Consider the following 12,101-nt stretch of genomic DNA (forward strand, 5'->3'; position numbering starts at 1 on the left):
GTCCTACATACCGCACTAAGGGCAAAGAAATCAGACGTGGTCCTTGTGGATGGGGTAAACGTGATTCCTGAGGTATATGAGGTAAAAGAACATATGCGTTCATTTACAAATGACATTATCTCGGGCACTAAAAAAGGGTTTACAGGCAAGGCCTTCACCGACGTGGTCAATATAGGTATCGGGGGATCCGATCTTGGTCCTGCCATGGTAGTCGAGGCATTGAAGTTCTACAAGAATCACTTAAAGACCCATTTTGTCAGTAATATAGATGGGGACCATGTGCATGAAATATTGAAGGAATTGGATCCTGAGACGACGTTGTTCGTTGTGGTCTCAAAGACATTTACCACCCAAGAAACCTTGAGCAATGCCACCACCATCAAAAAATGGTTCCTTAAACATGCAAAGCAGGAAGATGTAGCCAAACATTTTGCTGCCGTTTCAACGAATACCGAGAAAATTGCGGAATTTGGAATATCGGCCGACAATGTCTTTCCCATGTGGGATTGGGTCGGTGGGCGTTTTTCATTATGGAGTGCCGTGGGTATAACCATAGCTTTGGCCGTGGGCTACGAGAATTTCGATGCCCTTTTAAAAGGTGCCAATGCGATGGACGAACATTTCAAGACGACCGAATTCGATAGTAATATTCCAGTGATTATGGCATTGCTGAGTATTTGGTATAACAATTTCCATAAGGCCGAGACCGAGGCAATCATTCCCTATACCCAATATTTAAGCAGGTTCTCTGCTTATTTGCAACAGGGCATAATGGAAAGTAACGGCAAGCGTGTCGACCGTAAGGGCGATCCTGTGGATTACCAAACGGGGACGATTATCTGGGGAGAACCCGGGACCAACGCCCAACACGCCTTCTTTCAATTGATACATCAGGGAACAAAACTGATTCCTGTCGATTTTATTGGCTTTAAAGAGTCATTGCATGGCGATACAGATCACCATAACAAGTTAATGGCCAATTTCTTTGCACAGACCGAAGCCCTTATGAACGGTAAAACGGAAGCTGAGGTACTCAAAGAACTGAAGGAGAAAAACATGGGTGATGCGGCCATTGCTAAATTGCTTCCTTTTAAGGTCTTTACAGGGAACAAACCCACGACTACTTTTTTATTGGATAAACTTACCCCTATGAGTTTAGGGGCATTGATCGCCGCTTATGAACACAAGATATTTGTTCAGGGGGTGATTTGGAACATCTTCAGTTATGACCAATGGGGGGTAGAACTCGGGAAACAATTGGCGACGAATATCCTTAAGGATATTGAGCGTTCCGAATTATCGGATCATGACTCCTCAACATTGCGTCTTTTGCAATTATTTAAGAAATAATCCACCTAATTTTCATTTCTTAATAAAGGTTGATAACTTCTTGTTTATCAATCAGGATTCCCATTTTTTTATGTTAATTTTAACATCGCAAAAAATTAACTCAGGCTTAATATACGGTGCGTTTAAAAACATCATTTTTGCACCGTAATTAAATCTAATCAAACACTCAAAAAAATGAAAAAAATGTACATGGCCTTAGCGGCATTTTTAATGACTGCTATTGCATTTTCACAAGGGACAATTACCGGTACGATTGTAGACGGTGAAACTAGCACTCCATTACCTGGTGCAAGTATAGTTGTCAGAGGAACAACTACGGGTGCAACTACGGATTTTGACGGTAATTTTTCCGTGAACATATCTCAAAGTTCGGGCACATTGGTTATTTCATATATTGGTTATGTTAGCACCAATCTTAAATTTACAGGCCCGGGAAGTGTGGGCACAATTTCGTTGCAGCCGGATGCTGAACAATTGGGAGAAGTTGTTGTGGTTGGTACTGGTATTATTGACCTTGCCAGTGATAGAAGAACACCGATTGCTGTTTCCTCTGTACCTATTAAGATTATCCAGGAAAAAATCGGTACCCAAGACGTTACGATGACATTGGTGAATACACCTTCTGTTTATGTTTCGGGGCAAGCAGGTGGTTTCGGAGAAACCAATATGAGAGTTCGGGGTTTTGATCAGGATAATACGGCTTATCTATTAAACGGTCAGCCCATTAATGGTATGGAAGATGGTTTAATGTACTGGTCTAACTGGTCGGGATTAAACGATGTCGCTAGCGGGGTTCAGATTCAGAGAGGTCTAGGGTCTTCTAAATTAGCCATTTCATCTGTTGGGGGTACCGTTAACTTTGTAACCAAGGCCACGGATATGAATCAAGGTGGGTTTGCCTACTCTACAATTGCAAATGACAATTATATAAAAACGGCAGCTGGTTATAATACGGGTATTTCTGAGAAAGGATGGGGCCTAAGTGTTATGCTTTCACATTGGCAAGGAGATGGGTATAATGAAGGGAATTTTGGAGAAGGTCAGACTTATTTTATATCTGCAGGGTACAGACCTAATGATCAACACAATTTCAACTTCTTGATAACCGGCGCACCACAGTTCCATGATCAAAACTTCACTAAATCCATATCAAGCTATTTAGAAAATGGTTTACGTTATAACAATAACTGGGGTACATATAATGGTCAATATAAAACGGAGCGAAGAAACTTTTATCATAAACCGGTAGCCAACTTAAACTGGGACTGGAATATCAATGAATCGACCAATTTATCCACTGTACTTTATGCTTCATGGGGTAATGGTGGTGGTACTGGAAACCTAGGGAACCGTATCAGAACTGATGAAGGCCGTATTGATTATGATGCCATTTATGCCCAAAATGCCGAAGTTACCGATGGTGCTGGCGTTAATTTTGGTTCTGAACCAGCCTATATAACAAGAGCTTCCATGAACTTGCATAGCTGGTACGGTTTAATTAGTAATTTCGAAAAAAAATTATCTGAAAACCTTACTTGGAACCTTGGTTTTGATTTAAGGACCTACTACGGTAAGCACTTTAGGGTAGTCGCTGATTTTCATGGTTTAAATTCATTTACTGATAATATTCGATTGCGAGATCAGAATAATAATCATGAGCCTTATGGTACTTTTGGGACCTATAAATTCGTAACGGCAACAGAAAGCTTTAGACCATCGGGTTGGGCCGCTGCTTTTAATAGCTATCCCGAAGATCAGAAAATCGCATATAGTAACGATGAGCGTATTTCGTATGGTGGATTGTTTACCCAAATGGAATATTCCACGGATCAAGTATCTGCCTTTTTCCAAGGTTCGGTTTCAAACCAATATCACCAAAGATTCGATTTCTACCAGTATGCCGATCAGGCATTGATCGATGGCACATCATCACAAAGTACCGGAGTTGCTTTACCTGCTGGGATAACGCCAGGCACCGATTCTGAGAAAGTGAATAATTTCGGTTATAACGCCAAGGCAGGGTTTAGTTACAAACCCAATGAGGCACATGCCTTTTATTTCAATACAGGATATTACAATCGTCAACCCTACCATGATAACATCTATCTAAATTTCACCAATCAAATAAACCCATTAACTGAAAATGAAAAGATTTTTGGTTTAGAGGCCGGTTATGGCTTTAATAGCTCCATTTTCTCTGCAAATGTAAACTTGTATAGAACTTCTTGGAAAGACAGAGTTGTTACTAGTTCCGATGTTGTTGACGATGTGGTTACCTTTGAGTCTAACTTTGGAACCGAGCAGCTGCATACAGGGGTAGAATTGGATTTTAAGCTAAGACCAGCACCCGGGCTTTCCTTTAACGGTTTTGCCTCATTAGGGGATTGGGTTTATAAAGGGGAAGCAGTAACCCAGATTACCGATGAAGACCGTAATGTACTCAGTATCGAAACCAACGATTTCGACGGAGGTAAGGTAGGTGGTGCTGCCCAACTTTCTGGAGGTCTTGGAGCCGCCTATAGGATCAATAATAAGTTTTCAGTCGATTCTGATTGGAGATATTATGATAAGCTATATGCGGATGTGGGTGCTGTAAAGGATAATCTTGAATTGCCTTCTTATGGTCTTTTGGATGCAGGGGTTACCTTTAGGGTTCCGTTAGGGGCCAACAAAATGAAATCCTTAAAAATAAGGGCCAATATGAACAACGTTCTTGATAAGGAATATATATCAAGATTAACTACCGCTAACTTTGTGGAAGCCGGAGATGAAACATATGAAGGATTGGCTGTATCAAATCAAGGCTACTTTGGATGGGGAAGAACTTGGAACGTTACTTTGCGTTACGAATTTTAGGCCACCAAAATAGAACAAAAAGGCAAAAATACCCTGACGGTACCGTCAGGGTTTTTTTATGTCAAAAAACAACTGTTTTTGATGGCATAAAGCATTAAAAGAACTATTGGCACCTATTATTCAAGAATTATCTTCCAGCGATTTTTTAACCGTTTCCTTTCTTGAAAGCAACAGCGGTAAAGACACGCCAATGGTAATTGAAATTAGAATGAACAGCATGGTAAAACCATTAAAGAATATAGATTCGATCAATTCAACCCTTTGGGGATTTCCTTTTTCCATAAACGTAAAGTTCATTATAGATAACATGGTTTCATAGGCATAGTACCCTGGAATCATGGGAATAATGGGAGGAATCGAAAAAACGACCGGCGGATGATGCACTTTATGTGCCAATGGGCTGCTTAAAATGCCAACAAAACTGGCCGCTATTAAACTCGACAATACAATATTGACCTTGAAATCTATCAATAGGAATTTTACCAGTCCGGCGGCAAACCCCAAGAAAAATACGGTCAAAATCGTTTTTCGGGGAATGTTGAACAATATGCCAAACCCTACGGCCGCAATACCCGACCACATTGATACTTCCAATAATTTAAGTACAGCTTCTTCCATCAATTCGATTAAAATAGTAACATGGCAACGAAAAGACCTAGTGCAATAGATAGAACGGTCATTGTCCCATTTGCGAATCTTACCATGCCATTAAGTATGTTGTTATCCAAAAAATCCGTAAAAGAATTTATGAGGGCCACACCGGGCACTAAAAACAATACGGAAGTTGCCAAGGCCGCCTGAGGGTGCTCCCCTAAATTGTAAAAGACGCCCAGTGAAGCTAAAAGGGAGGCAGAAAATGAGGCCAGAAAGGTCGCAATATGTCCATTTATTTTTCGGTCATGGGCAGTTTGAAGAATGAATAATCCCAATAAAGTACTAAGAAAGGCCACAAGCATATTTATAGTATCCCCCTTGAAAATATTGCAAAACCCTGCTCCAGCAAAACTCACTGCGAATAGAACAACATATTTGGGATACCTGGCACTTGTTTTTATTAGGTTGATCTCTTCATTAATTTGGGCCAGGGTCCAATCATCCCTCATGGCACTCCAGCTCGCTTTGCTAATAGCCGAAATAATGGAAAAATTTATTTGGTACTTAGGTATTTTCCTTACCCTTGTAAATGTTTCCTCAGTTTCAATATCCGTAACGGTCAACACCAAGGTCTTATGGGTGACCATACTATAGGCTTGGCAATTTAAAGCGGAAGCAAAGCGGGTAAGACTTAAATTTATCCGGTTTGTATTGGCTCCCGACACCATTAAAAGGGCGGATATATCCAACAATACCTCTGCCGTTAGTTTAAGTTTGTCCTTTACGTTCATTACTACGAAAAATGAAAAAGCAAAATTACTGTTTTTGAGGGTTTGCACCGTCAGGCATGGTTCTTATTTTTTTATCATTAAAAAGTAGTATTTTTGAATTTACTAATAGCAAAACAACTATGGAAGAAGCTGGACTCGCCTATCAGTGGGCATTGGAATTACATTCGTATTTGGCCTATGTGGCACTGGCCGTTTTATTTCTGGCCGTTGCCAATGCGATACTGGGTTTTGTAGGCAATAAAATGTTCGCTACCTTGGGTAAGGACTACAGGCTTAGTCTATTCGCATTGATATTATGCCACTTACAACTATTGGTCGGTTTGGTACTTTATTTTGTGTCGCCAAGTGGGTTGAATGCCATTCAGCAATTCGGTATGGGAGGTATGAATGCCGCAGCGCGATTATTGGCCGTAGAACACCCTTTTATCAACATCATTGCGTTGGTAGTGATTACCATCGGATGGTCCAAACATAAAAAAGTAATCGAAGGCAAGAAGAAATTCAAGACCATAGCCATATTTTACGGCTTAGGGTTGTTGTTGATTATGAGCCGTATTCCTTGGAGCCAATGGCTCACTAACTAGATATCCCTTTTAGAACCCCTGTGCTTCGTTTGTCGAAGTAAGGCCAAGGCGAGGTTCTTATCAATCGGTAAAAGTCACTTATTAATCTAAATATAGTACTACATGAAAAACATAATACTCGTCGGCGCCATACTCATGTCGGCACTCACTTTCGCCCAGGAAATGGCTTTGTTCAATGGAACCGACCTTTCGGGTTGGACCGTCTATGGCACCGAAAAATGGTACGTAGAAGATGGTTTGTTGGTTTGTGAAAGTGGCCCGGACAAACAATATGGGTATTTGGCTACCGATAAACATTATAAGGATTTTACACTTACCCTAGAGTTTAAACAAGAAGCCGATGGCAATAGTGGGGTATTCATTCGTTCCACGGTAGATGGAACCAAGGTAAGCGGCTGGCAAGTAGAAGTTGCCCCTCCGGGCCATAGTACAGGTGGTGTATATGAATCGTACGGTCGTGGTTGGTTGATCAAACCAGACCCTGAGAAAGACAAAGCCTTGAAAATGGGTGAATGGAACGAGATGAAGATACGTGTCTATGGCGACAAACTGACCTCATGGCTCAACGGGGTGGAGATGGTAACCATCCGCGATCAAAAAATAGGGGCCGGGGAAGGCTCCATCGCCCTACAGATACATGATGGGGGTGGTATCAAGGTAAACTGGAGAAACATCAGAATAGCCATGCCCCAATAGGGTTTATTGCAAAGGTTTGATAAGCATTAGATACACCGGAAAGTGGTCGCTATACCCGCCGGTGTAGCTCCCCCCAGCATAGGTGCGAAAGGGATAACCTTTATATTTTCCCTTTGATGTAAAGAGGTAGGGTGTCGTGAATACGTTCGCTTTCCAAAAGCGGTATCCTTCTTGTTTTTGGTCTAGAAAGTTCGCTGTAAAAAAGAGCTGGTCGAAGAGGTTCCATTGGTCCCTGTATGCCAAAGAGCCAATCCCTTTTTTATATAACTTCTCCATTGGATTGAAAAGTGCGTTTTCTTCCAGGTTTTTTTTCTTTCCTCGGGTCTTCAGAATTTTTTTTAGACTGTCATCGACAGGGTCGTCATTGAGATCCCCCATACTTATGATCTTGGCCGAAGGGTCTTGTCTTAAAATCGAATCGATGATATTTTTGTTCAATGTTGCTGCCGCCAATCTGTTGGGTTTGCTCCGTGTCTCCCCACCACTACGCGATGGCCAATGGTTCACAATGCAGTAGATCTGTTCATCGTCCAATAAACCACCGACAACCAATTGATCACGGGTATAATCCCTTTCCCCTATGTCGTTCTGCAATAATAACCTGCGACTTTGAAAACTTGTTGGGAGAAAGGCCGAGGATTTATAAACAAGGGCAACATCGATACCGCGTTCATCCGGGGAATCAAAATGGATTATGCGATAATCCATTTTTTGGAGGCTGGGATGGTGGACCAAATCCTCCAATACTTTCTTGTTCTCTATTTCACACAGTCCGATGAGATCGGGTGATGTTCGTACTTGTATACGACCGATATTCGAAATGACCTTTGCGATATTTTCAATTTTATGATGGTACCGTTCTTCAGTCCACTGGTCCTTGCCATTCGGCGTTCGGTCATCGTCATAAGTCAAGGAATCATTCTCAATATCAAAAAGATTCTCCACATTGTAAAACGCGATTGTCCTGATTTTATAGGTGCTTTCTTTTTGGGATATACCAAGTACAGGAAACCAAAGGATGAGAAAAAGTAAGCTACATTTCATGAAATTTAGTGGTATTACATCGAAAAATCAGCAAAACTAGGGTAATAGGCTACAAAAATAAGCGTATTCTTTATATATTTAATAGGATTACGAACCATACTTTTTTGAAATGCGATATGTTTATATATCATTTTTCGCACTTTGTATAAGTCAGATTGTATTAGGACAGAACACGAATCCCGCAACGGGCTATCTGCTTTCGTCTGATTTAAAAGAACCTATATCAGAAGCGTTGATTACCGTAGAAGGGAGCACTTTTTCGGTACGACCCGACCAAGCGGGCTTTTTTGAGATTTCGATTGCCAGTACAGGGAATTTCATTCTGAATATTACTGCATCTGGTTATGTGGTCAAAAGAATTCCGATATATTTTGAAGGGCACCGAATAGAATTGGGGAATATATTTCTTGAACGGGATATTACCCTTGATCAAACCGATAATCTTGTTACGCTTACCGATGCCGAATTTTTCGATGAAGAAAGCACTATGGTCTCATCAGGATTGTTACAGGCCACTAGGGATGTGTTTTTAAGAAGGGCGGCCTTTGATTTTAGTCAGGCTTTTTTTAGGGTACGGGGATACGATGCCAACAATGGCACGGTTATGATCAATGGCCTTTCTATGAACAAATCATTTGATGGCCGCCCGCAATGGAACAACTGGGGAGGCCTTAATGATGTAACCCGCAATCAAGAGTATTCAAATGGACTTGATCGTTCGCCTTATACCTTCGGTGGAATTCTGGGAAACACAAACATTGATACCAGACCCTCAGGCATGCGTTCGGGCCTTCGATTTTCAGCCTCGAGCTCCAATAGAACCTACACAGATCGGGTCATGGCAACCTATGTTTCCCCAACAAAGAACAATGTATTAACCTATGCTATTTCCGCTTCCCGAAGGTGGGCCAAGGAAGGGTATATCGAAGGGACACTTTACGACGCTTATTCTGTTTTTGGGGCGTTGGAATTTAAGCTTGATCCCAAGAACAGTCTGCTCGCAACGGCCATCTTGGCATCTAACCGACGCGGTCGCTCGGCTGCCATTACCGAAGAAGTACAAGGGTTGGTCGGCAATCGATACAACCCCTATTGGGGAACCCAAAATGGGGATATTCGAAATTCTAGGGAACGCAAAATAGCAGAACCAATACTCATGCTCAACCATTATTTCGAATCGGATAATTTCTCTTTGAATACGGGAATTTCCTATCAATCAGGCATACATTCCAAACGTAGATTAGGGTACTACAATGCCCCAAATCCAGATCCGGTGTATTATCGATATTTGCCAAGTTATTATATCAACAGTCCCATTGGAGCCAATTTTGTAAGTGCCGATATGGCAAAACAGGGCTTTTTGGAAAATCCTCAAATTCAATGGGATGAAATCTATACGGCCAATTCAAATGGCAAAGCGGCCTATGTATTGTACGATGATGTCGTTGAAGATGATCAGTGGACATTCAATAGTGTTGGGAACATTATGTTCTCAGACCACATCGAAATGGATGTGGGTCTGACTTTTAAAAAGTTGGAATCGGATAATTACGCGAAGATCAACGACCTGCTCGGTGCCGATTTCCATGAGGATATTGATCCTTTTTCAAATACGGCCAATAACCTTGATGGGAATCCCGATCGTTATACGGATGATATTTTCAATTACCATTATGGGCTTTTCGTAGATCAATGGCATAGTTTCGCACAACTTGAATATGCCCATCGGAAATGGCGTGCTTTTGTGGCGGCCCAATTCACGAGTTCGGTCTATCAAAGAAACGGCCTTTTCAAAAACGGGCGTTATAACGACAATTCCCTAGGGGAGAGCACCTCCCTAGCTTTTTCGAACTTTGGGTATAAAGGGGGCCTCTCGTACCAAATAACCGGAAGGCATTGGCTCAGCGCAAATGGGGCCTTGCTCGAGCGACCTCCGGTCATGCAAAACGCATTCGTGAATCCGCGGGAAAACAATGATATTGTGCCTGATCTTCAGAGTGAAACCGTTACGAGTGCAGCTATCAACTACTTTCTTCGACTGCCCAAAGTAACAGGCCGGTTAACCGGTTTTTATACCCGATTTCAACATACCACGGATATCAATTATTTCTATGTGGATGCCGGGGTGGGTTCTGATTTTGTGCAAGAGGTCATCACCGATCTCGATAAATTGCATATGGGGGTCGAGTTGGGTCTCGAATATGCGGTATCGCCAGCGGTTAAACTATCGGCTGTGGCCGCCGTTGGTAAGTATTTGTATGCCAGCGACCCGAATGTGACCATCAACTTCGATACGGCGGGAGCCGAAGAAGAATTGATAAATCAGGAAGGCACTATAGATCTAGGAATCGCCAAGATCAAGGATTATAAATTGGCACAAGGCCCTCAAAAAGCGATTGCCATAGGCATTGAATATCGCGATCCGAAATATTGGTGGGTAGGGGCCACGGCGAATCAGTTGGCTAATAACTACGCCAGTATTTCTATGATCACCAGAACACCAAGTTTCTATATAGATCCCGAAACCGGACAAGCATTTCCTGATGCGACCATAGAAAATGTAGAACGGTTACTAAAACAGCAACGTTTGGATGATTTTTATCTGCTGAATCTGGTTGGGGGAAAATCTTGGCTTAAAAAAGGAAAATATATCAGTGTTTTTGCGAGCATCAATAATGTATTCGATGCCATTTTCAGGTCAGGAGGATATGAACAAAGCAGAAATGGTAATTATGGGCAATTAAAACAGGACAACGTTAGTGGCACCCCCTCTTTTGCCCCCAAATATTGGTATGGCTACGGGCGTACCTATTTTTTGAATGTGGCCTATAGTTTTTAAGGTGCTGTGGGGTGCTCCCGCGAAAGCTGGGTTCTGTCCTGCAAGGTATCCCCGCGAAAGCAGGGTTCCTTGTAGGTCTAAGTAGTTTGACCGAAACAATATAAACCTACAAGGTTTTCAAAACCTTGCAGGTTTCTGAAACAAGAGTGACATGAATATAACATCCTTTATATTGAAAACAATAACCGGTGTTTTGGCCATGGCGGTGCTCATGGGGTGCGTTAAAGACCAAAATTTCGATGACCCAAAAAAAGCTTGTGAGGCAGCTATGGAGGTCAATGCCACATTTGCTGATGTGAAGGCGCTTTATGTTGATGGTACCGTGCAGATACAAGACGATTTGATTATTGAAGGGTATGTCATTTCTTCGGATGAAGCGGGGAATTTTTTCAGCACATTACATTTTCAGGATGCTCCTGAAAATCCGACCGAAGGCCTGCAATTGGAATTGGATTTGAGGGATTCCCATTTGTTTTACACCATGGGCAGTACGATTTATGTTAAACTGAAGGGACTCTATCTGGGGAAACAAAAAGATAGTTATAAACTGGGCGGGGTTTTCACCTCATTTGGCAACCTATCTGTTGGCAGGTTGCCGGCCAATGTTGTTGCCCAGCATCTCTATGTATCCTGTACCGATAACGTGTCAATCGTTCCCAAGGAAGTACAAATGGAGGCTTTGAACGAACGTATGGTCAACACGCTTGTAGAACTTAAGAATGTGGAAATCATTGACGATGCATTAGGGTTGCCTTTTGCCGAGGTTCGGGAAGAAACCGAGCGGACCCTGGTTGATTGTGACGATAATGAAATGGTATTGTTGAACAGTGGGTATTCCGATTTTCAATCTGAACTATTACCTGAAAGGAATGGTTCGGTTGTTGGCGTGCTTTTGAAGGACAATAGTGACTATTCACTGGTCATACGCGACCTGAACGATATCGATTTTCAAGAGGAACGATGTGCGGAGGTCATCGATGAATTCACATCGAATGCAGTATTTATTTCAGAATTGGCCGATCCCGATAACAATTCGGGGGCCCGCTTTGTTGAGCTTTATAATGCCGGTACGGAAGGGTTGTCACTAAAGGGCTGGACCTTGAACCGATACACCAACGACAATACGGAAATCAGCTCCACACTTGATCTATCTGATTTTGAAATAGGGTCCGAAAGCACCTTGGTGATCTCTCCGAATGCCACAGAATTTGAAGCGGTCTATGGGTTCGCGCCAGATATTACCGTGGGCACCAATAGCCCGGCCGATTCGAATGGGGATGATAACCTACACCTGGTAGACCCTTTTGGTAGGGTCATCGATTCTTTTGGAATCATAGGGGAAGATGG

At 42.3% G+C, this 12,101-nt stretch carries 9 protein-coding genes; 6 read left to right on the plus strand and 3 right to left on the minus strand.

All coding sequences use genetic code 11. The annotated features are described in order from the left end of the window. The coding region (gene pgi, locus WBM98_RS09940) for a glucose-6-phosphate isomerase (RefSeq protein ID WP_424365868.1) at positions 1–1,350 on the plus strand (1,350 nt) is incomplete at its 5' end. A gap of 174 nt (positions 1,351–1,524) precedes the next feature. Further along, positions 1,525–4,206, plus strand: a complete 2,682-nt coding sequence (locus WBM98_RS09945) for a TonB-dependent receptor (protein WP_424365869.1) — start codon at positions 1,525–1,527, stop codon at positions 4,204–4,206. Between the two features lie 120 nt (positions 4,207–4,326). Here WBM98_RS09945 and WBM98_RS09950 read toward each other — a convergent pair whose 3' ends face one another. Next, positions 4,327–4,824 carry a threonine/serine exporter family protein gene (locus WBM98_RS09950; RefSeq protein WP_424365870.1) on the minus strand — a complete coding sequence of 166 codons (498 nt, stop codon included), beginning with the start codon at positions 4,822–4,824 and terminating at the stop codon, positions 4,327–4,329. An 8-nt stretch (positions 4,825–4,832) separates the two neighbouring features. After that, positions 4,833–5,591, minus strand: coding sequence for a threonine/serine ThrE exporter family protein (locus tag WBM98_RS09955; RefSeq protein WP_424365871.1), 759 nt, complete (start codon positions 5,589–5,591; stop codon positions 4,833–4,835). A gap of 119 nt (positions 5,592–5,710) precedes the next feature. Here WBM98_RS09955 and WBM98_RS09960 point away from each other — a divergent pair, with 119 nt between their 5' ends. Next, the gene (locus WBM98_RS09960; RefSeq protein WP_424365872.1) at positions 5,711–6,175 is read left to right on the plus strand and encodes a hypothetical protein; all 465 of its coding nucleotides are present in this window, start codon (positions 5,711–5,713) and stop codon (positions 6,173–6,175) included. A 102-nt stretch (positions 6,176–6,277) separates the two neighbouring features. Beyond that, complete coding sequence (locus WBM98_RS09965) at positions 6,278–6,871, plus strand: 3-keto-disaccharide hydrolase (RefSeq protein ID WP_424365873.1); 594 nt, start codon at positions 6,278–6,280, stop codon at positions 6,869–6,871. 3 nt (positions 6,872–6,874) lie between these two features. Here WBM98_RS09965 and WBM98_RS09970 read toward each other — a convergent pair whose 3' ends face one another. Next, complete coding sequence (locus WBM98_RS09970; RefSeq protein WP_424365874.1) at positions 6,875–7,915, minus strand: endonuclease/exonuclease/phosphatase family protein; 1,041 nt, start codon at positions 7,913–7,915, stop codon at positions 6,875–6,877. A gap of 109 nt (positions 7,916–8,024) precedes the next feature. On the opposite strand from WBM98_RS09970, the gene WBM98_RS09975 reads away from it, so the two are divergent. Further along, positions 8,025–10,754 (plus strand): TonB-dependent receptor, encoded by a 2,730-nt coding sequence (locus WBM98_RS09975; RefSeq protein WP_424365875.1) that lies wholly within the window; start codon positions 8,025–8,027, stop codon positions 10,752–10,754. A gap of 151 nt (positions 10,755–10,905) precedes the next feature. After that, positions 10,906–12,101: DUF5689 domain-containing protein (locus WBM98_RS09980; protein ID WP_424365876.1), on the plus strand; the 1,196-nt coding region annotated here is incomplete at its 3' end.

It is taken from the genome of Maribacter sp. (assembly GCF_049667165.1).
In the GTDB taxonomy this organism is placed as follows: Bacteria; Bacteroidota; Bacteroidia; order Flavobacteriales; family Flavobacteriaceae; genus Maribacter_A.

Bases quoted from the DNA above. Each gene is read 5' to 3' on its own strand.
- WBM98_RS09950 (WP_424365870.1), bottom strand. From the start codon at position 4,824: ATGGAAGAAGCTGTACTTAAATTATTGGAAGTATCAATGTGGTCGGGT.
- WBM98_RS09945 (WP_424365869.1), top strand. From the start codon at position 1,525: ATGAAAAAAATGTACATGGCCTTAGCGGCATTTTTAATGACTGCTATT.
- WBM98_RS09970 (WP_424365874.1), bottom strand. From the start codon at position 7,915: ATGAAATGTAGCTTACTTTTTCTCATCCTTTGGTTTCCTGTACTTGGT.
- WBM98_RS09975 (WP_424365875.1), top strand. From the start codon at position 8,025: ATGCGATATGTTTATATATCATTTTTCGCACTTTGTATAAGTCAGATT.
- WBM98_RS09960 (WP_424365872.1), top strand. From the start codon at position 5,711: ATGGAAGAAGCTGGACTCGCCTATCAGTGGGCATTGGAATTACATTCG.
- WBM98_RS09955 (WP_424365871.1), bottom strand. From the start codon at position 5,591: ATGAACGTAAAGGACAAACTTAAACTAACGGCAGAGGTATTGTTGGAT.
- WBM98_RS09965 (WP_424365873.1), top strand. From the start codon at position 6,278: ATGAAAAACATAATACTCGTCGGCGCCATACTCATGTCGGCACTCACT.